The sequence below is a fragment of the Rhizobium sp. L9 genome (assembly GCF_002531885.1).
Lineage (GTDB): Bacteria > Pseudomonadota > Alphaproteobacteria > Rhizobiales > Rhizobiaceae > Rhizobium.
The window spans coordinates 94,945-118,893 of sequence record NZ_NWSZ01000003.1 but is presented as its reverse complement, the minus strand read 5'-3'; the positions used below and the strand labels follow the sequence as shown (position 1 = coordinate 118,893).

Genomic DNA, 23,949 nt, shown 5'->3' with positions numbered 1-23,949 from the left:
CCGCATCACCAATCGCAAGGCTGCGGCCGCGCGAACGTTATATTTTTGCCCCTGGCGCTGCGCTGCCTCAGGCATCAACCAAACCAAAGGAACGTGATTCTCGTGCAGGTACTTGTCCGCGATAACAATGTCGATCAGGCTCTCCGCGCTCTCAAGAAGAAGATGCAGCGCGAAGGCATTTTCCGCGAAATGAAGATGCGCGACTACTACGAGAAGCCTTCGCAGAAGCGCGCTCGCGAAAAGGCCGAAGCTGTTCGCCGTGTTCGCAAGCTGGCCCGCAAGCGCGCCCAGCGCGAAGGCCTGGTCGCACGCTAAGCGTTGCCGTCGTTTTTTCGACGTTTTCAGATGTATTGTGGCGGGGGCGATGGGTTCGCCGCCGCCTTTTTAGTTTGCCGCTGAAGATCGCATATCCAGAAATCGGATATGCCGCATGGGGAAAGCGAGCCCGAATGGCTGATACCACCTTCAATCCGTCCCGCGCTTGGCGCTTTCAGAAATCCGCATTCCTGCCGGCTTTGACGCTGGCGGCCATGGTCGGCCTTGCCGGCTGCGAGACGACCAACACCACGGATGCCGTAATCCGCATCGACAAGGCGCAGGGCTCGGAAGAGAACATCGCGTCGCTGACGGCTGTTATCAACGCCAATCCGAGGGATCCCGAAGGGTATAATGTCCGCGGTTCCGCCTATGGCCGCAGCGGCCAGTTCCGCCAGGCGCTGAACGATTTCAATACAGCATTGCAGATCAACCCGCGCTTCTTCCAGGCCTATGCCAACCGCGCGCTCGTCTATCGCAACATGGGCCAGCAGCAGCAGGCGATTGCCGACTACAATGCCGCCCTGCAGATCAATCCGAGCTACGACGTCGCCTATATCGGCCGCGGCAATGTCTATCGCATGGCCGGACAGGACGATGCAGCTTTCAACGATTTCAGCAAGGCGATCCAGCTCGGCACGACCGATGGTCGCGCCTATCACAATCGTGGCCTGATCTATCAGAAGCGCAACCAGCAGGATAAGGCAATCGACGATTTCTCGAAAGCCATCTCGCTCGCCCCGAATTCGCCCGAGCCCTATAATGGCCGCGGCATCTCCTACATCGCGCTGAATGACGACGACAACGCGTTTGCCGATTTCAATCACGCGATCGATCTCAACGGCAATATCGCCGAATCCTGGGCCAACCAGGCTCTTGTCTACGAACGTCGCGGCGACAAGGCCAAGGCTGCCCGCTCCTATCGCCATGCGGTCGGGCTTGACCCGAAATACCAGCCGGCCCGCGATGGTCTCGCCCGAGTGGGCGCTCCAGCCGGCTAAGAATGTGAATTGGGGCGATCGGGCCATCGGATGCCCCGAACCTTGGCGTTGCAGAAAATCTCCGGCAGAATCTTTATCGATGACCGGGCCCGGTGCGCGTGCAGCAACGGGTGGCGGAATAAGTTGTTATGAAGGCGCCGCATCGCTTTGAAAAGAGAGACGGAAAGACCGCCACCGTCTTCCGTGGCATGTTATACGATGTTGCAACCTGCTTTTGCTCACCCTAACATGCGGCTGCTTCGATAGCCCGCTATCGGGGTGTGCGAAAACATGTTGAGGGCGGTTTGCGAGAGATGCGGATCTTTGCTTTCCTGACCGCAGACGAAAACTGTTGCGGACAGCGCGCACAGCAGCGCCGCACATCTTTCAAGACGCACAAAGGACGCGGCAATATCGGGACTTGTGGCGGCGGCGCGCAATAAATGAAGATCGTGGCGCTGTTTTTTCCCAAAGCTTCGATCGGCACCTATCTCGTTGCCATGGCGGTGGCGATCGCGTTGCCGATCTTCGCCTTCGTGACGCTGCTTCTGCTGCAGTTGGAGGACAACCAGCGCTCCACGCTAAAGCGCGAGACGGCGCAGGACGCGCTTGCCCTGTCGCGCATCATCGATCGCCAGCTTCAGGATATGGCGACGACGTTGCGGCTGCTGTCGAGCTCCCCGGAACTCGAAAACGGCGATCTCGCCTCCTTCCACCAGCGCACGGAAGCAGCTCTGCGGAACAATGCGCTCTACGTCCAAGCTGTCGACGCAACTGGCCAGCAACTGCTGAACACACGCCGACCTTTCGGCGCGGAGCTCGGAAAGACGACAAACATCGCCGCCCTCGATGCCGCAATGAAATCCGGTCACATCGAAGCGTCGGATGTGGTCCGCGGCAGAACCAGCGGTGACTGGGTCTACAATGTCATCCTGCCGAGAAAGAACGATCCCGTTTCCGCCCTCATCATCACACAGGATGCCCAGGATCTCGGCCGGCTCGTAACGACCCAGGGTCTAGCCCCTGGATGGTCGGCGGCTGTGCTTGATCAAAGTGGTCACGTGGTCGTTGCCGCCGGCCCGACTGCCCTCGAACCCGGCACGCCCTTCGATCCGCGCATCCTGCCGGCGCTCAGTTTTTCCCGGGGCGTATTCGAAGACAAGACGATCCTGCCGCACATGCTCCTCGGTTATGCACAAATTCCCGGCTGGTCCTGGAAGACGGTGATCTGGGGGCCGGTGGCGCAGGCGTCGATTCTCAGCACCTGGCGTTTCCTCATCATCGGAGGAGTTGCCCTCGTGCTCGTTGCCGTACTGGCCGCCTATGCCGTCGCGAGACAGGTCCGCACCACCATTCGCGAGATTGCCGACATGGCGAACCGCATGGGTCAGGGCCACATCGTCTCACCGGTTGAAACAAGCGTCATCGAGGCGAACCAGGTGGCGATCGCTCTTTCGAACGCCTCATTCGATCGCAGCCAGACCGAGGACCGGCTGCGGTTCGTCATGCATGAACTCGTCCATCGTACCAAGAACCTTCTCACGCTTGCTCAGGCCATGATGCGCCAGCTGGCCAAACAGGCCGACAGCGTCGAAACCTTTCAGGCTGCCGTCGCCGACCGCCTTGAGGGGCTGGCGCGTTCAATAGAGCTCCTGACGAGCGAGCAATGGGGAGGCGTGTCGCTCCGGCGGGTCGTTGATATCCATCTGCAGGCCTTCCCGCAATCGCGCGACCAGATCGAAATCACAGGCGAAGATTTCGTCCTGAAGCCGGATGCGGTGCAGAACCTGGGCCTTACCCTGCATGAGCTCGCCACCAATTCAGTGAAATATGGTGCGCTCTCCGTTCCGCAGGGGCGCGTCCGCTTCGACTGGCACGATGTTAGGGACGAAAGCAAGCCGGATGCCCTGCTCCGCTTCACCTGGGAGGAGCGCGGCGGCCCGGCGGTCACCGAGCCGTCGCGCTCGGGCTTCGGCACGACCGTCATCAAGGCGCATGCCGCTGCCGCCTTCCGTGGCACGGTGCAGGTCGATTTCCGGCCTGAAGGCCTGTTATGGGTACTGATAGCCCAGCGCGCCACGCTGGAGCGGGGATAACCCAGGAACAATCGCCACCTCAACCCGTTTCGGACAGGTCGTTTTCAAGGAGAAGGACCATGTTCAAGCAAACGATGATCGCCACCGCGGCTCTGACCGCGGCTGCCTGGGTTAGCCCGGCGAGCGCGGAAAATTATGTGACGCTTGGCCGTCTGGTCTGCGGATCGGATGGCGGTCAGGGTCTGATCGTCACCTCGCAGAAGAACCTCATCTGCACCTATACACCGGCAGCCGGCGGCGCCAAGGCGGTCTATGCCGGCAAGATCGAAAAATTCGGCCTCGACATCGGCCAGACGGGCAAGAGCGTGATGATCTGGCAGGTCCTGGCAAAGACCGGCACCGATATGCCGCAATTCGCCCTTGCCGGCGAATATTACGGAGTCGGCGCTGATGCGAGCATCGGTGCGGGCGCCGGCGCCAAAGTGATCGCCGGCGGCACCAATAAGGCTTTCATGCTGCAGCCGCTGAATGTTCAGGCCCAGGAAGGGCTGAACCTGGCGATCGGCGTCGAGAAGATGACGCTGGTGCCGGGCGAGATATGAGAAAGCCGCCCCGAAGGGCGGCTCATCGGCTCAATGCGCGATCGCCTTGTTGATATCCTCGGTCATTTTCTTGGCGTCGCCGAGCAGCATCATCGTGCCGTCCTTGTAGAACAGCGTGTTGTCGATGCCGGCATAACCCGAACCAAGCGAGCGCTTGACGAAAAGGCAGGTCTTCGCCCGATCGACGTCGAGGATCGGCATGCCGTAGATCGGCGAGGTCTTGTCGTCGCGCGCAGCCGGATTGGTGACGTCATTGGCGCCGATTACATAGGCGACATCGGCCTGGGCAAATTCCGAATTGATGTCCTCGAGTTCGAAGACCTCGTCATAGGGAACATTGGCTTCGGCCAGCAGCACGTTCATATGGCCGGGCATGCGGCCTGCGACCGGGTGGATCGCATATTTCACCTCGACGCCGTTCTTCTTGAGATTATCGGCCAATTCGCGCAGCGCATGCTGAGCCTGAGCGACCGCCATGCCGTATCCCGGCACGATGATGACCTTCGAGGCATTGGCCATCAGATAGGCCGCATCCTCGGCGGAGCCGAGCTTGACCGTCCTGTCTGACGTATCGCTCCCGCCGGACGCCGTCTCGCCGCCGAAACCGCCGAGAATGACGGAGATGAAGGAGCGGTTCATGCCCTTGCACATGATATACGACAGGATGGCGCCGGAGGAGCCGACGAGCGCGCCGGTGATGATCAGCGCCAGATTGCCGAGCGTGAAGCCGATGCCGGCCGCAGCCCATCCGGAATAGGAGTTCAGCATCGAAACGACGACGGGCATGTCGGCGCCACCGATCGGCACGATCAGCAGAACACCGAGCGCCAGCGACAGTGCCACGACCGCCCAGAAGTCGAAATGGCTTTCGGTCGCGGCAAGGCCGATGATGAAGAGCACGATCAGCGCCAGCAGGGTTGCATTGATCAGGTGCCGGTAGGGCAGCAGGATCGGCTTGCCGGACATGCGCCCGTCAAGCTTCAGGAAGGCGATGATCGAGCCGGTGAAGGTCAGCGCCCCGATCGCCACGCCGAGCGCCATTTCGATGCGGGCCTCGGTGTGGATATGGCCGATCTCGCCGATACGGAAAGAAGCTGGTGTATAGAGCGCCGAGGCAGCCACCAGCACGGCGGCAAGCCCGACCAGCGAGTGGAAGCCGGCGACGAGCTGCGGCATCGAGGTCATGGCGATGGTGCGGGCGACATAGGCGCCGACGCTGCCGCCGATGGCAAGGCCGAGGATGATCAGCACGAACCCGCCGAAGTTGGGCGTCGCCAGCACCAGCGTCGTCAGGATGGCGATACCCATGCCGATCATGCCGAAGAGATTGCCCTTGCGGCTGGTGGCCGGATGGGAGAGGCCGCGCAGCGCCAGAATGAAGAGAACGCCGGAAACGAGGTAGAGGAAAGCTGCGATACTGGTCATCGATCCCTCACCTGTCCTTCTTGCGGTACATCGAAAGCATGCGCTGCGTGACCAGGAAGCCGCCGAAGATGTTGACCGAAACCAGCACCAGGGCGACGAAACCGAAACCGGTCGCAAGACCGCTTGTGGAGATGCCGACCGCCAGCAGCGCGCCGACGACGATGACCGACGAGATCGCGTTGGTCACTGCCATCAGCGGCGTATGCAGCGCCGGCGTCACCGACCAGACGACGTAATAGCCGACGAAAATCGACAAGACGAAGATCGCCAGCTGGAAGACGAAGGGATCGATCGCCCCGCCCGTCGCCGCACTAGCCGCTTCCGGAGCCTGCGCGGCTGCGGTGGCAACGGCCGTCACCGCTTCGTTCAACTGCTGCAGCGCTCTGTCCATTGCTTCACTGGCCATCACATATCTCCCTTCTTCGCGCCGCCGAAGGCGGGATGAACCACGTCGCCGGCATAGGTCAGCATCGTCGCCTTGACGAGCTCGTCGTCGAGGTTGACGACGACCGCCTTCGTTTCCTTGTTGACCATCGTCTCGAGGAAGGTGACGAGGTTCTTGGCGTAAAGCGCCGAGGCGCTGGCCGCGACCCGGCCCGGCATATTCGCAAAGCCGATCACGCTGACGCCGTCGACGTCGGCGACCTCGCCGGCAACGACCCCTTCGATATTGCCGCCGCGCTCGACCGCGAGGTCGACGGCGACCGCACCCGGCTTCATCGAGGAAAGCATGGCGCGCGAAACGAGCCGCGGCGCCGGCCGGCCGGGAATGAGAGCCGTGGTGATGACGATATCCTGCTTGGCGATGTGTTCGGCGACGAGGGCTGCCTGCTTCGCCTGATAGTCTGCGGACATTTCCTTGGCATAACCGCCGGCCGTTTCCGCCGCCTTGAACTCCTCGTCCTCGACGGCGATGAACTTGGCGCCGAGTGAGGCGACCTGCTCTTTGGCGGCCGGGCGCACGTCGGTCGCCGAGACTGCGGCACCCAGGCGGCGCGCGGTGGCGATCGCCTGAAGACCGGCGACGCCGGCGCCCATGACGAAGACCTTGGCCGCCGGCACGGTGCCTGCCGCCGTCATCATCATCGGCATGGCGCGGTCGTAGACCGCCGCGGCCTCGATGACGGCCTGGTAGCCGGCGAGATTGGCCTGAGAGGAGAGCACGTCCATGGACTGCGCGCGGGTGATGCGCGGCATCAGCTCCATGGCGAAGGTCGAAAGCCCGGCGCTTGCCAGTGCGGCAATCGCCTCGTCATTGCCGTAGGGGTCCATGATCGCGATGACAACGGCGCCGCTCTTGTAACCCGCGATTTCCGATGGGCTCGGGCGGCGCACCTTCAGCACCACGTCGGCGGAGGCTGCATCGGCAAAACTGCCGATCCTGGCGCCTACGGCCTCGAACTCGGCGTCCGGAATGCGCGAAGCCGCACCGGCGCCGGCCTCGACGACGACGTCGAAACCGAAACCCTTCATCTTCTTCACGGTCTCGGCGGAGGCCGCGACACGCGTCTCCCCTTCCGTGGTTTCCCTTGCAACGAAAACAATATTGCCCAACTGCCCCCTCCTCCGGGTCAGCCAGACCGCCGCAGGCTCGCCTGCGCAGGCCAAGCACCTAGTTCACAAGGCTTCGGAGAAGCCTCCCCTCCCCTTAGAGCGCCTGCGTCCCCCCGGACGCACAAAGACGCTCCAACTCCCTTGAATAGACACATCGTGTTTGCCGAAAATCGATTGCGATTTTCAGGCCGATGCGCCAGCCGCGATCAGCGGAACAGGAAGATGCCGGCGGCGAGAAGAACGATGAAGACGAAGAGACCGCCGAGAAGGCCGGCGCCGCCGAAGAAACCGGCGGTCATCGCGAGCAGGAGAACGACGAGAAGCATCGTGCCGTATTTCGTGCCGGCAATGAACATGTTGTAGGTCTGCTCATGTTCCTTGTAATCCATCGGCGCGCCGGTCTCGACCGGTCCGGTATGATGTTCGGCCATAAATATCGTCTCCCTGAAATGCTTTTGCGCTGCCTGATTCCCTCTTAGGCCGAGGGAAGTCCCTGCCTGCACGAATTACACAATGACAGGCGAAAGCGCAATGCACGAGAATGCCGCAGCCGCGGGTTCCAAGCCACCTTCTTCCGCAAGGAAAAACGTGAGGGCGCCGGCTGCGGATCTCCTCACTGCTGCTTAACCTCTCCTCATTCGCAGAGCAGGAGAAATTACAGCGGCAGGTCGGTGCCGAGTTCACCTTGCGGCACGAAGCGCGCCGTCGGGATGATGGTAAGCGGCGGCAGCGTATCGTGGGGATTGCGCGAAAACATCATGCGCTGTTCGCTGGCGCTGGAGATGAAGAAGGGATAGCGCGTCAACAGCTTGCGCCCGACCTCCACCACATTCGTCGCCATCAGCGTCACATCAACCCCGTAACTCTCCGCCAGTCGGCCGGGCACAATAGTATCGGCATAGAAGACCCGCTTGTAGAAGGCGGCATGCGGGGGCCGAACGGACTGAATAACGCGGTCAGCCCGGAAATACGCTGCCGCGACGATGGCGGGTCTCAGCGTCAGGTAGGGAACCCATGGCATGTTGGCGGTGAGCTCCGGGTCGGCCGCGAAACGCGCCGGGTCGATCAAGGTTAGCCCGGCGTCCAGAAGCTCATCCATCGCCTCGGGAAAGGCCTCTCCGGACCGGCTGATACGATGCTCCGGCGTCACATAATGAATTCGGATCGTACTGACCAGTTCGCCATAATAGTAGAGACCGAAGATATAGGCATGGCTGTCGAAATCGACATCGTCCAACAGGCCTTCCGGGGCAAGCGACAGCGCGCCGTGGGCCTTGTAGGCTTTGTAGCGCAGCCGCTCCACCTCCTCCATGTCTTCGCTGCTTTCGACGCGGCGATATTCGACATGATCCAGAATTTCCAAAATTTTCGTACTGAAATCACTACGCGTGAACAGTGTGTCTGACATATTTTGATCCACTCGTTAACGGATCATTAATCATACGTCAGTGAGGTTTAGGCAAGAAAATCCGATAATTCGGGCCGTTTATAAAGTATTAAGGTTAACGGCGGGGTATCACAAGGAACATCGGCGGCTACCGAAGGCTCAGGCGACCTTGTTGCGGCGACGTTGGACGGCGCGGCGGCCGACACCCTGCTGCAGGAGTGGGATGTTCTGGGAAGGCACCGGCCGCGAGAAAACATAGCCCTGTACCAGATCGGTGCTGCGGTGTTTGTTGAGTAGAGCGAGCTGCTCGTCAGTCTCGACACCTTCGATGACGATCTTCAGACCGAGTTCCCGGGCGAGATTGACCGTCCCTCGCAGCAGCTTGAGGCGGCGAGTATCCTCGACGATATTCCGCACGAAGGAGCGGTCGATTTTGACGATATCGAGCGGCAGCGTGTCGAGATAACTGAGGCTGGAGAAGCCGGTGCCGAAATCGTCGATCGCAATGGTGATGCCGCGGGCTCTGAGTTCCGCCAGGATCGCGCGCACAGCCTGCGGCTCGTCGATCAGGCAGCTTTCGGTGACTTCGAGATGCAGCCGCGCCGCGTTGAGCCCGGAATGGGCAAGCGCGTCGGCGACCACCGACAAAATGTCGGCATCGCGCAAATCCCGTGCCGAGAGGTTAACCGAGACGGCGATGTGCTCCGGCCAGGTCATGCATTCGCTGCAGGCCTGCGACAGCACGAAACGGGTGATGTCGGAGATGATGCCCATATCCTCGGCGAGCCGAATGAAGACGTCGGGCGGGATCGAGCCCTTCTCCGGATGCACCCACCGCGCCAACGCCTCGGCGCATTCGATGCGCGAACCGTCAGCCCGGAACATCGGCTGAAAGACGAGGTGCAGCGCCTGCGCCGCGACCGCCTCGCGAAGATCTGCTTTCAGCTTCTGCTGCTCGATATAGCGCCCGTCCATCTCGCGCTCGAAGCCTGATATGCCGCCCTTGAAGCGAGACTTGCTCTCGAACAGCGCAAGATCCGCCTTGACACTCCATTCGTCCATCGCAAAAGCGGAACTTTCGAGAATGGCGTAACCGGCACTAAGCGAAATGAGGAAGGTCAGCTCGTCGACGTCATAATGGCCCTGAATCCCAGCGTGCACGCGACGGATCTCGAGATCGAGTGAGGCCGGCTCCTTCGCATGCGGGAAGAACAGGATGAACTGGTCGCCCATCAACCGGCCGAGGATGGCGCTGCCACAGACCTGTTTGATGCGGGCGGCGATGGCGCAAAGCAGATGGTCGCCGGTGACGTGACCGCGCATGTCGTTGACATGTTTGAACTCGTCGATATCGAGCACCATAAAGCCAAGCGGCCCCGATTTCCTCGGATTCTTGGCGAGATACTCCTGCACCAGCTGGCCGAAATATTCACGGTTGGGCAGGCCGGTCAGCGCATCGAAGCGGACCATGTGCATGATCTTCTGCTCGGCCTTCACACGGCTGGATACGTCTTCGAAGATCAGCACGGCGCCACCGTCAGCTCTGCGGCTGGCGGAGAATTCGAGCGACAGGGCCTCGGGAAAGTGAATGAGCGTGCGCGACAAGTTGCCTTCGGCCACCTGGGTGAGCTGGCGCAGGATGAGCTCCGGCTGTGAGGCGTCCATGAAGCTATAGCGTGCGCCATAGCGCAGCACGGCGCCAAGATCGCGGTCCTTCAGCCGCTCCGGCGCGCCGATTTTCAGCAGTTCGCAGGCCTTGCGGTTGACGACCTGGATGCGGTTTTCGTCATCGACCATGACGAGGCCATGCGGCATGTTGTTGAGCGCCGTGTCGAAACGGTCGGCGATGATGGTGATTTCCCGGCGCGCGATGACATTCTCGTACAGAAATTCGCGCACGCCGTTCGCCATCGCCCGCGTCGTCAGCCAGAAGGGGATGAGAAAGATCGACAGCACGCCGCGATAGAAGTCGAGCGCCAGCAGGCTGCCGACGATCATCGGCAGGCAGCAGAAGGCCGTCTGGAGGTCGACTGCGAAGCGCGAGCCGTAGTTGCGCCCGACAACGGAAACCATGGTCGCCATGGTGACGGAAATGCAGGCAAGCTCCGCAAAGGAATCGTGCACGACGAAGATAGCGTAGCCGCTGGCGATGCCGAGGAGTGCGGTGGTGCAGGATCCGGCGCCAACAAGAATCCGCTCCCAACGCTCGATTCCCGCGCGCGACAGGCTCTGCTTGTTGACATGATCGAACTGCCGGAAAATGGCCATGCGAGCGCTGAAGACCAGAAGGAAGGCAACCGACAGCAGGATGTAGATGGGGTATTGCGTCTTGGCAGCCACAGCAAGGCACGTCGCGACATGGACGATCACGCCGACAAGAAGCGTCATGCGGTTCCCGGAAAGGGAGCTCACAAACGACAAATACACATCAATAGGGACCCTGTTCGGGTTATCTGGCTTCATCCACACTTTCCCTGTGCGCGGGGATTCTAAGCCCAACCCTTTAAAAATTGATTTCAATCGAATCAGACATTTGGTCAAATTTTCTAAAACCAGCGGATGAACGCCACAGCCTACGCGAGATCATGCATCCTCCTGGCGAGAATAAGGAAATAATTTATCCACGCTTAGGTTGTTAAAACATCGACGGCCGCCTGTTGCGACTTAGACTATGCTCTAACCAAAGGCATTTATCCTTCCAATTTCAAAAGCCGTGGTCTACACCGATTCGAAAGAGGGAAAGCTGCCGAAAAATGGCAGGACAAGAACAAGGGAAACGAATGTCGACACTTTTGGCGGCAAGCCGGCTGATTGATTCGATCAGTCGGATCATGGGCAAACTTTCCGAATATATGGTCCTGTTCTGCTGTCTCATCAGCGCCGGTAATGCCATCGTTCGCTACACCTTCAACTACAGTTCGAACGGCTGGCTTGAGATCCAGTGGTACCTCTTTGCCTTCGTCGTCATGCTCGGCGCCTCGCATGCTCTGCGCAACAATGAGCACGTTCGTGTCGATCTGATTTATGGCGCAGTGTCCGACAAGGCGAAGATCTGGATCGACATTGTCGGCCTCATCCTGTTCCTCATCCCCGTCTGCGTCTTCCTCACCTGGCTCTGCTGGCCCTTCTTCGCGCTTTCCTACCGGCAGGGGGAAATATCGGCCAATGCCGGCGGGCTGATCCGCTGGCCCGTAAAGCTGATCCTCGTCGCCGGCTTCGCGCTGCTTTCCCTCCAGGGCGTTTCCGAGTTGATCAAGCGGATCGCAGCGCTGACCGGCCAAATCAGCATCGACACCAAATACGAAAAGCCACTGCAGTAGCGCTCCCGGGAGGAACGGATTTGTTTGATTTCGGCATCATTCCGCCGGCCATGTTCCTGGGCATGGTCATCTTCATGCTCTACGGCTTTCCGGTCGCCTTTTCACTCGCGGCCGTCGGCCTGTTCTTCGGCATCATCGGCATCGTCACCGGCCATTTCAGCGAAGCCTTTCTGCAAGCGCTGCCGCTGCGCTTTTTCGGCATCGTCTCCAACGACCTCTTGCTCGCCATTCCCTTCTTCACCTTCATGGGCGCGATATTGGAACGCTGCGGTCTTGCCGAGGATCTGCTCGAAGGCACCGGCAAGCTCTTCGGCGGCGTTCCCGGCGGACTCGCCTATGCCGTCATCCTCGTCGGCGCCGTGCTCGGCGCCATCACCGGCACGGTAGCCGCCTCCGTCATTACCATGGGGGTGATCTCGCTGCCGATCATGCTGCGCTACGGCTACAGTCCGCGCCTTGCCACCGGCGTCATCGCCGCTTCTGGCACCATCACCCAGGTGATCCCGCCCTCGCTCGTGCTCGTCGTTCTCGCCGACCAGCTTGGCAGATCGGTCGGCGACATGTATCTCGGCGCCATCGGCCCCTCGATCCTGCAGGTGACGATTTTCGTGCTCTTCATCCTGGTGATGTCGATCATCCAGCCGAAATCGATGCCGCCGCTGCCGAAAGAGGTGCGCGGCGACTTCAACTGGACGCTTTTGGCGAAAGTGCTGATGGGCATGGTGCCCTCAATCGTGCTGATCTTCCTCGTGCTCGGTACGATTTTTATGGGCCTTGCGACACCGACGGAAGCCGGCGCGCTCGGCGTCGTCGGCGCCATGGCGCTGGCAGCCATGAACCGCCGTCTCACCTGGCCGCTAATCCGCGAAGCAATGACATCGACCACGCATATTACATCAATGGTGGTGATGATCCTGGTCGGCTCCACCTGCTTCAGCCTGGTCTTCCAGGGCATGGATGGTTCGCGGTGGATCGAGCACATGCTGTCGGGCATCCCCGGCGGGCCGGTCGGTTTCCTGATCTTCGTCAACATCTTCATCTTCGTGCTGGCTTTCTTTCTCGATTTCTTCGAGATCGCTTTCATCGTCATTCCAATGCTCGCGCCCGTTGCCTCCAGCCTTGGGATCGACCTGATCTGGTTCGGTGTCCTGATCTGCGTCAACATGCAGACCAGCTTCATGCATCCGCCTTTCGGCTTCGCGCTGTTCTACCTCCGCTCGATCGCCAGCAAGGATGTCAAGACCTCCGATATCTACATGGGCGCCCTGCCCTGGGTCGGCATGCAGATTATTCTGGTTGCGATCGTGATCTTCTGGCCGCAATCGGTGACCTACTGGCTTGACCATGGCCCCAAGGTCGATCCGAATTCGATCAAGATCGAAGTGCCGGGATTTAGCGGCCAGCTCGGCCTGCCGCCGGTGGGCGGCGGCGGCAACGGCTCGCCGCAGATACCGGGCCTTACCCTGCCGCCGCTGAACGGCCTGCCGGGAGCCCCGCCCGCGCCTGCCAAATAGCCAAACAAAAATAAACCCCGGATCAACGATCCGGGGTTTTTCTTGCATTCGCCTAAAGCGTCGATGTCGGTCGCGGAAAACCTAAAGCTTCCCGGCCCGCTGCTGGATCATCATGAACGTATCGAAGGTGTATTCCGAAAGCTGCATCCACAGATAGGCGTCGCGCTTGAAGGCGGTCTGATCCTCGTAGATCTTCTTGAAATACTGGTTATTGGCCGAGATTTCGCCGTAGATGCCCATTGCCGCCTGGAAGCAGGCTTCCATGATCTCCTGGCTGAACGGGCGCAACGTCGCACCCTCGGCAACGAGTTGTTTCAGCGCCGTCGGGTTTTTCATGTCGTATTTCGCCAGCATGTTGGTGTTGGCGAAGGCGCAGGCGTCGGTGAGCGCTGCCTGATAGTGCTTCGGCAGGTTGCTCCATTTATCCAGATTGAAGAAGGCGTGCACCGTCGGGCCGCCTTCCCACCAGCCCGGGTAATAGTAGTACTTCGCCACCTTGTGGAAGCCGAGCTTCAGGTCGTCATAGGGGCCGACGAATTCCGCCGCATCGATCGTGCCCTTTTCGAGCGCCGGGTAGATGTCGCCGCCGGCGATCTGCTGTGGGACGACGCCGACCTTCTCCATGATGCGTCCGGCAAGGCCGGCAATGCGCATCTTCACGCCCTTCAGATCGTCAAGCGTGTTGATTTCCTTGCGGAACCAGCCGCCCATCTGTGCGCCGGTATTGCCGGCCGGCAGGGCATACATGCCCTGCGTGGCGTAGAACTCGTTCATCAGCGTATTGCCATTGCCTTCGTAGAACCAGGCGTTGGTCAGGCGGCTGTTCAATCCAAACGGGATGGCTGTTCCGAAGGCATAGGCCGGATCCTTGCCGACGAAATAATAGGAGGTGGTGTGGGCTGCCTCGACCGTACCGGCGGCCACCGCATCGACAGCCTGCAGGCCCGGCACGACTTCACCGGCCGCGAAAGGCTGGATGGTGAAATTGCCGTCGGTCGCAGCGGCAACATGTTTGGCGATGTCTTCGGCACCGCCATAGATCGTATCCAGGCTCTTCGGAAACGAAGACGTCATGCGCCAAGCGATCTTCGGATTCTCTTGCGCGATCGCAGGCGCCGCCAGCGCCGTTGCCGCAACCGCGCCGGCACTGGCGGTTCCCGCCTTCTTGAAAAACGAACGACGATCCATCAAAAAACCTCCCGTACAGATGGCACTGCGCGGCCAATCCATCCCTACCCGCAGCGAGGGCAGAGCTAAGCATGGAGAGGGCCGCGATTCAAGCTTTAGTCTATTAGCCTTTGGCATCAGGATAGCAATAGGGAGCGCGCGAGGCGTCCATCAAAATCAGCAGCTTAGCGCGAGCCGCGGAGCCGCGGCGCCGTTTGCGGTGCAATTGGTCGTCGGACAAAGCCATGCGTTGACTCCACCGCCGTTCTGGCGGCAAAAACGACGAGCAGAAGATTTTACCGGTGCAAATATGACGAAACCAATCGTTGCCATTCCTGCCGATATCCGCAGCTTTGACGGCGCGACCTGGCATGCCGTGCAGCATCAATATGTCGGTGCCGCATTGAATGCAGCCGGTGTCATGGCCTTCGTGATCCCCGCCTTCGAGGCAGGCTACGATCCCGACGCGGTGCTCGACCGCGTCGATGGTCTGCTGGTATCAGGCTCGGCCAGCAATGTGCATCCCTCACTCTATGGCGCCGAGGCGACTGACAGGGACGGCCCCTTCGACCCCGCCCGCGACGCCACCAGTTTGCCGCTGATCCGCCGCGCCATCGACCGTGCCATCCCGCTGCTTGCCATCTGCCGCGGCATTCAGGAACTGAATGTCGCTCTCGGCGGCTCGCTGGCAAGCGAGATCCATGAGCAGCCCGGCATCTGGGATCATCGCCGGCCGGAAGGTGTCGACCGTGACGGCATGTATGCCATCCGCCAGACCATCCATGTCAAGGAAGGCTCCTGCATAGCAGGCATTCTCGGTCCAGGCGATATCCGCGTGAATTCGCTGCATCGCCAGGCGATCGCCAGAACCGCACCGCGTCTGCAGGTGGAAGCCACCGCCGAAGACGGCACCGTGGAAGCCGTTTCCGTCATCGACGCCAAGGCCTTCGCCGTCGGCGTGCAATGGCACCCGGAATATTGGGCCGAAACCGACAAGGCGTCGAACAAGCTGTTTGCCGCCTTCGGCGACGCCGTCCGCAGCTACGCCGGCGGCAAACGTCCGGTTATCACGGCACCGGCGACCGCCTAGGAGGCAGTCAAGCTCAGCCGCGCTGAATTTTTTGCGGCGTCTCCGGCACCGGCGTCAGCGCTGCCCCTTTCTCGAACCAGGCGATGAGATTGTCGGCAACCAGATCGGCCATCGCCATGCGCGTGGGCACGGAGGCCGAGGCAACGTGCGGCAGCAGCACCGCATTGGCCGGTTCCAGCAGGCCGGACGGCACGCTCGGCTCTTCGTAGAAGACATCGAGGCCGGCCGCACCGAGCGCGCCTGATGCGAGGGCGGCACTCAGCGCCTCTTCGTCGACGGTCCAGCCGCGGCCGACATTGACGAGAACCCCATCCGGACCGAGAGCGGCCAGGACATCGGCGTCGATCGTCTTATGCGTCTGCGGCGTCTTCGGAACGATGGCGATCAGCGTGTCCACCGCCTCAGCCAATCCCTTCAACGTCGGGTGATAATCGTAGGGCGCCTCCGCATGGCGCGAACGCGTGTGATAACTGATCTTCACCTTGAACGGTTCCAGCCGCTTGGCGATCTCAAGCCCGATGCGGCCTAGTCCGTAGAGCCCGACATGGCGGCCCTTGAGCGAGAAGCGTGACAGCGGATAAGCCGTGCCCGGCTTCCAATTGCCGGCACGCAGCCAGGCCTCGGCCCGCGGCAACTCGCGGATCGTGTTCAGGAGCAGGCCGATCGCCGTATCGGCAACCTCGTCGTTCAAAACGTCTGGCGTATTGGTGACGACGATGCCCTTTTCGACTGCACGCTTCACATCCATGCCGTCATAACCGACGCCGAAACTGGCGATCACTTCGACACCAGGCAACTGGTCCATCCAGGCGCCGGGAAAAGCGCCGGAGACGGCAACGCCGCGGATGCGGCCGGCGGTCTCGCTGTCGAGCGCCAGCTTTTCCTCGCGGGCGACAGCAATGATCTCAAAACGATCCTTCAGCCTTTCGAGAACACGCTCGTGTATCTTCCCAGGAACGAGAATGGCGATGCGGGACATGGCTTTTCCTCTTGGACGGGGCTGGTTCAGGCGCGGGGCCGATGGGGGCTGGTCGACTGGCGGATGCGCATTTCCGGCTTGATGAGATGCATGCCGTCAGGTTCGTGGCTGCCGGCAAGACGATCGAGAAGTGCACGCGCAGCCAGACGGCCGACTTCGGTCTGGCCGTTCCAGACGGTCGTCAACGCCGGGGTGGCGATCGAGGCTTCCTCAAGATCGTCATAACCCGTGACGGAAATATCGCGGCCCGGCACCAGACCGGCGCGGGCAATGCCGTTCATCAGGCCGATCGCGACGAGATCGTTCCAGCAGACCGCCGCCGTCGGCTTCTGCGGCAGCGAGAGGAAATGCACCGCCGCCTCGAAACCGCCCTGCTTCGAGCGGGGCCCGGGAATGCGCAGATTCGGATCGACTTCGATGCCCGCCTTGCGCAGGGCGTTGACATAACCCTGGTAGCGGTCGCGGCCGGTGGATGTCTGGTCCGTACCGCCGATCATGGCGATCGAGCGGTGACCGAGACCGATCAGGTGATTGGTGGCGAGCGAGATGCCATAGCTGTCGTCACCGCGATAGGTCGGCAGCTCCAGACCGTCCATCGAGCGGGCGACGAGGATCGCCGGCATGCCGTTCTCTTCCGCCAACTGCAGATCTTCCGGCGGCGTACCGATCGCCGGCGACATGATGACGCCGTCGCCGCCGAGCTGCAGAAGCGTCTCGATGAAGGTGCGCTGCTTTTCGACATTGTCATAATGATTGGAGAGAATGAAGGTATGGCGGCTGCGGTCGAGCTCGCTTTCGATCGCCTTCAGGATTTCGCCGTAGAAGGGGTTCATGATGTCATGCACGACGACACCGATGATGCCCGAGCGTGAGGTGCGCAGGCTGGCGGCACGCCGGTTGTAGATATAGCCAAGCGCGCGCGCCTGCTCCTTGATCTTCTCCCGCGTATTGCCGGCCACCAGCGGGCTGTCGCGCAAGGCGAGCGATACGGTCGCTGTTGAAATGCCGAGCGTTTCGGCGATTGTCGATAGCTTGATCTTCTGGACCACGTGTCCTCCTCCAGGCAGCACGCAAGACAGCAAGACCGCACGGCAACCGGCGCGGTCCCCTTAAAATGTTTAATTAAAAGATTTAACCGGCGGAGGCAATTCGTCTTTCAGGAGAAATTTCAGTCTTCGTCCGGTTCTTCGATACCATGCGTTTCGGCTTGCAGATTGGCGTCGATCGCCTTCAGCAGGCGAACCAGATTGCGGATTTCCTTGTCTGAAAATTCCTGCGTCGCCAGTCTGTCACAGGCCGAGGCCGCCATTTCGATCGCCCGCACGCTGTCACGGCCGAGCGCAGTGAGATAGACCTTGGTGAGGCGCGCATCCTCGGCATCGGGCTTGCGCTCGAGAAAGCCCTGCGCCTCCATGCGGCCGATCGTCCGCGTCATCGTCGGCGCCTTAACCCCGAGCTTTTGCGCAAGGCCGCCCGCTGTCATGCCGTCGCTCTCGGCAAGCGAGAGAATGACGCCGTCCTGGCCGGCATACAGACCGCTTTCGAACAGGTTGCGCGAGAGCACGGTGCGCATGGAACGGGCCGCCTGGGTGAGCGCCGGAGAAAGATCGACGAGCGTGTACTCCGTCTGGTCCTTCTTCTTGGACTTGCTCTTCTTGCCGTCCTTATGCTTCTTTCCCATAGCCATCCCTTTGATCTTTAAGCCCCGACGCCGCTGCGATATGACATTGCCCATGATCTCGTCATAAACAAGAGGCAACGACCGGATGATGACGCCTTCGCCCCGCTTCGACGACAGCGGCTCGGTCCGTGCCTCCGGCGCAGGCCGCCCGATCGCCCTGCTGCCGCTCGGTGCCCATGAGCAGCATGGCCCTCACCTGCCCTTCGAAACCGACACGCTAATTGCCAACGGCATCGCCGGAAGATTGAAGAAGGCCCTGCCCGCCGGACTGTCGGTCACCTTCCTGCCCACCGAATCGGTGGGCTATTCCGTAGAACATATGGATGTTGAAGGAACGAAGACGCTCGCCTTCGACGAAGCGGTCAACCGCTGGCTCGGCATTGCCGAAGGGCTGGCGAAGAGAGGCATTCGCAAATTCGTGATGCTGAACGCCCATGGCGGCAATTCGCCTCTGATATCGGTCGTCGCGACCGAGGCGCGGGTCCGCTTTGCCATGCTGGCGGTGGCGACGAGCTGGACCCGCTTCGGCCTGCCGGATGGCGTGATTGCGCCGGAGGAAAAGGCGATCGGCATCCATGGCGGCGATATCGAGACCTCGGTCATGCTGGCGCTTCACCCCGACAAGGTAGACATGGCAAAGGCTGAGGATTTTTCCTCGCGGCAGACGGAATTCGCCACCCGCTTCAAGCACCTGCGCGCCTACGGCCAGCATGCCTTCGGCTGGAAGATGTCCGACATTAACGAACAAGGCGTGGCTGGCAATGCCGCGGCTGCGACGGCCAAAAAGGGCGAGGCCTTGATTGCCCATGCGGTGAAGGGGCTGGTCGAACTTTTGGAGGATGTCGATGCATTCGACGTCGGCGAACTCCGTTGAAAAAGCGATCGTCTGCATCGGGCGGCGACGTGATCTTATAACATATAAAATCCTTTGAACTGCGGTGCCCATGCCATTATATGAGACCAACCGCTCAAAGGCCGATCCCTAGCCGTTCGGCCGTACGCCTAATTTAGAGGTTCTCATGACCGACGCGATCTCCACCCAGAAGCCTATTCCCGTCACCGTGCTCACCGGTTATCTCGGTGCCGGCAAGACGACCTTGCTCAACCGCATCCTCTCCGAAAACCACGGCAAGAAATATGCGGTCATCGTCAACGAGTTCGGCGAAATCGGCATCGATAACGACCTGATCGTCGAATCGGATGAAGAAATCTACGAGATGAACAATGGCTGCGTCTGTTGCACGGTGCGCGGCGACCTGATCCGCGTCGTCGAAGGCCTGATGCGCCGCCCCGGCCGTTTCGACGGCATCATCGTCGAGACGACGGGCCTTGCCGATCCGGTACCCGTCGCTCAGACTTTCTTCATGGACGACGACGTGCGCGCCAAGACCGAGCTCGACGCCGTCATCGCGCTTGTCGACGCCAAGCACCTGCCGCTGCGCCTGAAGGACAGCCGCGAGGCCGAGGACCAGATCGCCTTCGCCGACGTCGTCGTCATCAACAAGAGCGACCTCGTCACCCCGGAAGAACTTGATGTGATCGAAGACATCGTCCGCGCCATCAACCCGGCCGCCCGCGTCTACAAGACCAGCCGCTCCGGCGTCGACCTCGCCCGCGTGCTCGATCAGGGCGCCTTCAACCTGGAACGCGCACTCGAAAACGATCCGCATTTCCTGGAGCACGGCCATGACGACCACGTCTGCGGCCCGGATTGCGATCACGACCACCATCATCATGGTCATGAACACGACCATCACCATGATCACCACGGGCACGAGCATCATCACCATGGCGCCATGTCGGCGATCCACGATGTGACGGTGCAGTCGGTGTCGCTGCGCGGCGGCCAGATGAACCCCGAACGCTTCTTCCCCTGGATCCAGAAGATCACCCAGATGCAGGGCCCGAACATTCTTCGCCTCAAGGGCATCATCGCCTTCAAGGACGATCCCCAGCGTTACGTCGTCCAAGGCGTGCACATGATCATCGAGGGTGATCACCAGCGTCCGTGGAAGGATGGCGAGAAGCATGAAAGCCGTCTCGTTTTCATCGGCCGCGATCTCGACCGCGAAAAACTCGAGGCTTCGTTCAAGGCCTGCGAGGCAGCCGCCTGATGCCGACAGTTGCGCCGCTTGATGTCGACGGCCACGTTCTGGCCGTCGAATTTTTAGGTGATGTCCCCTTCTTCGCAAGCGCAAACGGCACGTTTCACCGGCTGGACGGCGGCGAGAAGGTTTCAGAAGCCCATCAGGGCATGCTCACCGCAATCCGCGATCCCTATAGTGACAGCCTGATCTCGGGCGGCGAGGACGGCAAGGTCCTGCGCATCGCCGCCGACGGCAGCGTCTGCGAACTCGCGAGCGCGCCGCGCAAATGGATTTCGCAAGTCGCGGCCGGGCCCCAAGGCGCCATCGCCTATTCCTACGGCAAGAGCTCGCTCGTGCGCCTTGCCGACGGCACGACTAAGGAATTCGCAGAGGAGCGCACCGTCGAAGGCATCGCCTTCGCGCCGAAGGGTCTGCGCATCGCCGCCGCCCGTTACAACGGCGTGTCGCTGCACTGGGTCGGCATGAGCGCCAAACCGGTCGATCTCGAATGGAAAGGCGCGCATACCGGCGTGACCTTCTCGCCGGATGGCAACTTTCTCGTCACCTCGATGCAGGAAAACGCGCTGCACGGCTGGAAGCTCGACAGCAAGCCCGGCGCCGAGGCCCGGCACATGCGCATGACCGGCTATCCCGCCAAGGTGAAATCCCTCTCCTGGTCGGCCAAGGGCAAATGGCTCGCCTCCTCGGGGGCGCCGGCTGCCATCGTCTGGCCTTTCCAAGGCAAGGACGGGCCGATGGGCAAGGCACCGCTGGAGCTCGGCACCCGCGCCAATATCATGGCGACCTCAGTGAAGTTCCATCCGCTGGAGGATATCCTCGCCATCGGCTTCGTCGACGGCATGATCCTCGCTGTACGCATTGCCGACAACAAGGAAGCGCTGCTGCGCCGCCCCGGCAAAGGCGCGATCACGGCGATGAGCTGGAGCGCAAACGGCAAGCTGCTCGCCTTCGCCTCGGAAGCCGGCGATTGCGGCGTCATCGATATCTCGGCTTGAGGCCGCGTTGCTGAAATGGACGACGCTTCGAAGGAAGCTGAACTCGTGACACTCGGCGCCGGGCACATGCGTGCGGCGGCAGAAATCAGGCGAGAGGCGCTCCGGCAGCGCCTGCCCTGGCTGCCCATCCTGCACACGCCTGAGGAAGAAGAGCAGTATTGGCGCATGCATCTGCTGCGCGACTGCACGATTCTCGGCGCGGCCACGGCAAACAGGCTCATCGGTGTCATCGCCTTTGGCGACGACTGGATAGAGCAGCTCTATGTTCTGCCCGATTTCCAGGGCGTCGGCATCGGCTCCCTCCTCCTCGGCCGCGCCAAGCAGGAGATGGAGGATATCCGGCTTTGGACTTTCCAGCGCAATACGGGCGCACGCGCGTTCTATGAGCGACATGGCTTCATCGCCGGCGAAGAGACCGACGGCGCAGACAATGAGGAAAAAGAGCCTGACGTGCTCTATCATTGGCGCCGTCTTCCGGACCCGACGCTGGGCCTGAAACCGTCCGGTTAGAAGATCACGCTTGCTAATCGTCTTGGCTGTGCAAAACATGGAATCCACCCACGACCGCCGGGCCGTGACTTGACAGAGGAAACGTCAATGCCGAAATCGACCGGCCCTGGTTTGGCTGTGCAACAGCCGCAGTCCTCGGATGGCGGATCCGTCTGGACGGTGATCCGGGCTGAGGCGGGCAAGCTTGCGGGGCGTGAGCCGATATTGCGGCGACTGCTGGCGGAGCAGGTGACGGATACGACCGCCAGCCATGAGATCCTCGCCCGCGTGCTGGCGGCGCGGCTCGCGGTGGCCCACGTCGAAACGGGCGATCTGTTCGATCTCATCCTTTCCACGCTCGATGACGATATCATGCGGAAAGTTGAGGCCGATCTCGCCGCCGTGCGCGAGCGCGACCCTGCCTGCACCACATTTCTGCATGCGCTTCTGAACCTCAAGGGCTTCCATGCGCTGCAGACGCATCGCGTCGCCCATGCGCTGTGGAGCGCCGGCCGCCGGGAGATCGCCACCTGGCTCGCCAATCTCGCCTCGCTGGTCTTCGGCCCGGATATCCATCCGGCGGCCCAGATCGGCGCTTCCATCATGCTAGACCATGGCTCGGGCATCGTGATCGGCGAAACGGCTGTGATCGAGGACGAAGTATCGATCCTGCAGAACGTCACCCTCGGCGGCACCGGCAAGGAGACGGGCGACCGTCATCCGAAGATCCGCCACGGCGTTATGATCGGCGCAGGCGCCAAGATTCTCGGCAATATCGAAATCGGTGCCTTCAGCAAGATCGCCGCCGGCAGCGTCGTGCTGAAGCCGGTCCCCGAACATTGCACGGTCGCCGGCGTTCCTGCCACTGTCGTTCGTATCCACCGCGGCGATGAGATCCCGGCAGAGATGATGGATCAGAATATCTAAGCTTTCGGGAGAACCCGCGTTTCGCCATGGGGCCTGGTTTCCCAGAATCCTTCGATTTCGGCCCGCCGCTGCGGTGAAGCCGCCCGCACGATGCCGATGATGTCGGCCAGCAAACCATGTAGCAGATCCCGGTAGCCGTTTCGGGCCGAGGGACCGCTCTCTTCGGACGTCATGACGACGGTCAGATTGAGCGCCGGCACGATGTAGAGCATCTGGCCGCCATAACCCCAGGCGAAATGCACCTGCTCGCCGCCGATCTCACGCGTGAACCAGCCATAGCCATATTCGTCGCCGGAGAAGCGCGAATTGGTGCGGTGCTGCCAGGATTGCGCGATCCAGTCGGCAGGCACCACCTGCACTCCCTGCGTCGTACGCCCGCCATTGCGATAAAGTTCGCCAAAGGCAAGCAGGGACCGGGCGCTCTGCCGGATCGCTCGCCGCTTGGTCGAGCCGCGGACCAAGCCCGGCGGCGGACGCCATGGTCTGGGCGGACGCCAGGCCTGTTGCGCCAAACGGGAGGCAGAAGAAAAGGAGAAGGGAAAAAATACGGATCATGCGGCCGAAGATAGGATATCGCCGCAGTATCTTCGCGTGCCCATGGCACTTTTCACGCGATCGTGTCTGCTGGTGAGCCGCTACCTGCGCCTCATCCTCTCGGCTGGAAAGACAATCCGCGCCGCAACCACGACAGGCCCGCCTGCCCGCATGATCAGCGGCGCGGATAATACCGGCAGGGAAAGTTCCCTATTTCACCGGCGGGCGCCTAGCTCAAGCTGCGCGGCGAACCGGCGCGCTGGCCAGCATGCATCCCGAGGGAACGATCATGCCGGCCGCGCCGTCAAGCCAGCCTTCGGTGAGCTCAAGCGCGAGAAAGCGCGAACGTTCGAACGGACCCGGCATGACAAGATGGCGAGCCTTTTCGGCGAAGAAGCCGAAACGCTCGTAATAGGCGGCATCGCCGACGAGCAGGACGGCGCCATGCCCGCGGTTCTTCGCCTCGAGAATTGCCGCGCGCATCAGGGCCGAGCCGACGCCCTTGCCGCCGTGACGGCAATCGACGGCCAGGGGGCCGAGCAGCAGCGCGTTGATCGGCGTGCCTTCGGCGTTGACGCCGGCCTCGACGTTCCAGAGCCGTACCGTGCCGATCAGATGACCGTCGCGATCACGCGCGACCAGCGCAAGTCCTTCGGCCGGAATGCGGTTGCGACGGATTTTCTCCGACGATTTCTTGCGGCGGTCGGTGCCCATGACGCGATCGAGCAGGTTTTCACGCGCGACGACATCCGACGGATTTTCGGCGTCGATGGTGAAAATGGAGGGCGCAAAGAATGCGCGGACAGAATCAAGAACAGCGGCCATCGTGGCCTCCCGCACTCAAAA

24 protein-coding genes are annotated in these 23,949 nt (G+C 61.4%); 12 read left to right on the top strand and 12 right to left on the bottom strand.

Annotated elements, in window-relative coordinates:
• Positions 1–102: 102 nt before the first annotated feature.
• From rpsU to CO660_RS02480, 4 genes are all read left to right on the top strand, one after another.
• The gene (gene rpsU, locus CO660_RS02495; RefSeq protein ID WP_003585885.1) at positions 103–315 is read left to right on the top strand and encodes a 30S ribosomal protein S21; all 213 of its coding nucleotides are present in this window, start codon (positions 103–105) and stop codon (positions 313–315) included.
• Positions 316–449: 134 nt separating this feature from the next.
• Complete coding sequence (locus tag CO660_RS02490) at positions 450–1,316, top strand: tetratricopeptide repeat protein (RefSeq protein ID WP_085779483.1); 867 nt, start codon at positions 450–452, stop codon at positions 1,314–1,316.
• 422 nt (positions 1,317–1,738) lie between these two features.
• Positions 1,739–3,391 carry a sensor histidine kinase gene (locus tag CO660_RS02485; protein ID WP_097597223.1) on the top strand — a complete coding sequence of 551 codons (1,653 nt, stop codon included), beginning with the start codon at positions 1,739–1,741 and terminating at the stop codon, positions 3,389–3,391.
• Positions 3,392–3,450: 59 nt separating this feature from the next.
• Entirely contained in the window at positions 3,451–3,933 is a 483-nt protein-coding gene (locus CO660_RS02480; protein WP_097597222.1) for a DUF992 domain-containing protein, read from the top strand.
• Between the two features lie 30 nt (positions 3,934–3,963).
• Here CO660_RS02480 and CO660_RS02475 read toward each other — a convergent pair whose 3' ends face one another.
• From CO660_RS02475 to CO660_RS02450, 6 genes are all read right to left on the bottom strand, one after another.
• Entirely contained in the window at positions 3,964–5,358 is a 1,395-nt protein-coding gene (locus CO660_RS02475) for an NAD(P)(+) transhydrogenase (Re/Si-specific) subunit beta (protein WP_097597221.1), read from the bottom strand.
• Between the two features lie 7 nt (positions 5,359–5,365).
• The gene (locus CO660_RS02470; protein WP_085779487.1) at positions 5,366–5,764 is read right to left on the bottom strand and encodes a proton-translocating transhydrogenase family protein; all 399 of its coding nucleotides are present in this window, start codon (positions 5,762–5,764) and stop codon (positions 5,366–5,368) included.
• A complete protein-coding gene (locus CO660_RS02465; RefSeq protein WP_097597220.1) occupies positions 5,764–6,912 on the bottom strand; it encodes a Re/Si-specific NAD(P)(+) transhydrogenase subunit alpha in 1,149 nt (382 codons plus the stop codon). The genes CO660_RS02470 and CO660_RS02465 overlap by 1 nt, the downstream gene beginning before the upstream one ends.
• A gap of 206 nt (positions 6,913–7,118) precedes the next feature.
• Positions 7,119–7,343, bottom strand: coding sequence for an aa3-type cytochrome c oxidase subunit IV (locus tag CO660_RS02460; RefSeq protein WP_011426827.1), 225 nt, complete (start codon positions 7,341–7,343; stop codon positions 7,119–7,121).
• Positions 7,344–7,567: 224 nt separating this feature from the next.
• Positions 7,568–8,320: a hypothetical protein gene (locus tag CO660_RS02455; RefSeq protein WP_085779489.1), complete on the bottom strand. Its 753-nt coding sequence runs from the start codon at positions 8,318–8,320 to the stop codon at positions 7,568–7,570.
• A gap of 138 nt (positions 8,321–8,458) precedes the next feature.
• Entirely contained in the window at positions 8,459–10,762 is a 2,304-nt protein-coding gene (locus tag CO660_RS02450) for an EAL domain-containing protein (RefSeq protein ID WP_097597219.1), read from the bottom strand.
• Positions 10,763–11,079: 317 nt separating this feature from the next.
• Between CO660_RS02450 and CO660_RS02445 the strand changes: the two genes are divergently transcribed.
• Positions 11,080–11,619, top strand: coding sequence for a TRAP transporter small permease subunit (locus tag CO660_RS02445; protein ID WP_085779491.1), 540 nt, complete (start codon positions 11,080–11,082; stop codon positions 11,617–11,619).
• A gap of 20 nt (positions 11,620–11,639) precedes the next feature.
• Positions 11,640–13,133 (top strand): TRAP transporter large permease subunit, encoded by a 1,494-nt coding sequence (locus CO660_RS02440; RefSeq protein WP_097597218.1) that lies wholly within the window; start codon positions 11,640–11,642, stop codon positions 13,131–13,133.
• An 81-nt stretch (positions 13,134–13,214) separates the two neighbouring features.
• On the opposite strand, the gene CO660_RS02435 is transcribed toward CO660_RS02440, so the two are convergent.
• On the bottom strand, positions 13,215–14,321 hold the full coding sequence (locus CO660_RS02435; RefSeq protein ID WP_064804998.1) for a TRAP transporter substrate-binding protein: 1,107 nt from the start codon (positions 14,319–14,321) through the stop codon (positions 13,215–13,217).
• A 289-nt stretch (positions 14,322–14,610) separates the two neighbouring features.
• On the opposite strand from CO660_RS02435, the gene CO660_RS02430 reads away from it, so the two are divergent.
• Complete coding sequence (locus CO660_RS02430) at positions 14,611–15,390, top strand: gamma-glutamyl-gamma-aminobutyrate hydrolase family protein (protein ID WP_097597217.1); 780 nt, start codon at positions 14,611–14,613, stop codon at positions 15,388–15,390.
• A 13-nt stretch (positions 15,391–15,403) separates the two neighbouring features.
• On the opposite strand, the gene CO660_RS02425 is transcribed toward CO660_RS02430, so the two are convergent.
• The 3 genes from CO660_RS02425 to CO660_RS02415 form a co-directional block, all read right to left on the bottom strand.
• Positions 15,404–16,369: a 2-hydroxyacid dehydrogenase gene (locus CO660_RS02425; RefSeq protein WP_097597216.1), complete on the bottom strand. Its 966-nt coding sequence runs from the start codon at positions 16,367–16,369 to the stop codon at positions 15,404–15,406.
• 26 nt (positions 16,370–16,395) lie between these two features.
• Entirely contained in the window at positions 16,396–17,418 is a 1,023-nt protein-coding gene (locus CO660_RS02420; protein ID WP_020922290.1) for a LacI family DNA-binding transcriptional regulator, read from the bottom strand.
• 119 nt (positions 17,419–17,537) lie between these two features.
• A complete protein-coding gene (locus CO660_RS02415; RefSeq protein ID WP_097597215.1) occupies positions 17,538–18,050 on the bottom strand; it encodes a MarR family winged helix-turn-helix transcriptional regulator in 513 nt (170 codons plus the stop codon).
• An 85-nt stretch (positions 18,051–18,135) separates the two neighbouring features.
• On the opposite strand from CO660_RS02415, the gene CO660_RS02410 reads away from it, so the two are divergent.
• The 5 genes from CO660_RS02410 to cysE all read left to right on the top strand — a co-directional run bounded on the left by CO660_RS02410 (position 18,136) and on the right by cysE (position 22,569).
• Entirely contained in the window at positions 18,136–18,924 is a 789-nt protein-coding gene (locus CO660_RS02410; protein WP_097597214.1) for a creatininase family protein, read from the top strand.
• Positions 18,925–19,069: 145 nt separating this feature from the next.
• Positions 19,070–20,164: a GTP-binding protein gene (locus tag CO660_RS02405; protein ID WP_097597213.1), complete on the top strand. Its 1,095-nt coding sequence runs from the start codon at positions 19,070–19,072 to the stop codon at positions 20,162–20,164.
• Positions 20,164–21,153 carry a WD40 repeat domain-containing protein gene (locus CO660_RS02400; protein ID WP_097597212.1) on the top strand — a complete coding sequence of 330 codons (990 nt, stop codon included), beginning with the start codon at positions 20,164–20,166 and terminating at the stop codon, positions 21,151–21,153. Before CO660_RS02405 ends, CO660_RS02400 begins: the two co-directional genes overlap by 1 nt.
• 15 nt (positions 21,154–21,168) lie before the next feature.
• Complete coding sequence (locus CO660_RS02395; RefSeq protein ID WP_097597211.1) at positions 21,169–21,663, top strand: GNAT family N-acetyltransferase; 495 nt, start codon at positions 21,169–21,171, stop codon at positions 21,661–21,663.
• 87 nt (positions 21,664–21,750) lie between these two features.
• Positions 21,751–22,569, top strand: a complete 819-nt coding sequence (gene cysE / locus CO660_RS02390) for a serine O-acetyltransferase (RefSeq protein ID WP_097597210.1) — start codon at positions 21,751–21,753, stop codon at positions 22,567–22,569.
• On the opposite strand, the gene CO660_RS02385 is transcribed toward cysE, so the two are convergent.
• Positions 22,566–23,081 carry a beta-lactamase family protein gene (locus CO660_RS02385; RefSeq protein ID WP_245421282.1) on the bottom strand — a complete coding sequence of 172 codons (516 nt, stop codon included), beginning with the start codon at positions 23,079–23,081 and terminating at the stop codon, positions 22,566–22,568. The genes cysE and CO660_RS02385 overlap by 4 nt on opposite strands.
• Positions 23,082–23,337: 256 nt before the next feature.
• Positions 23,338–23,928, bottom strand: coding sequence for an N-acetyltransferase (locus CO660_RS02380; RefSeq protein ID WP_097597209.1), 591 nt, complete (start codon positions 23,926–23,928; stop codon positions 23,338–23,340).
• Between the last annotated feature and the right edge of the window lie 21 nt (positions 23,929–23,949).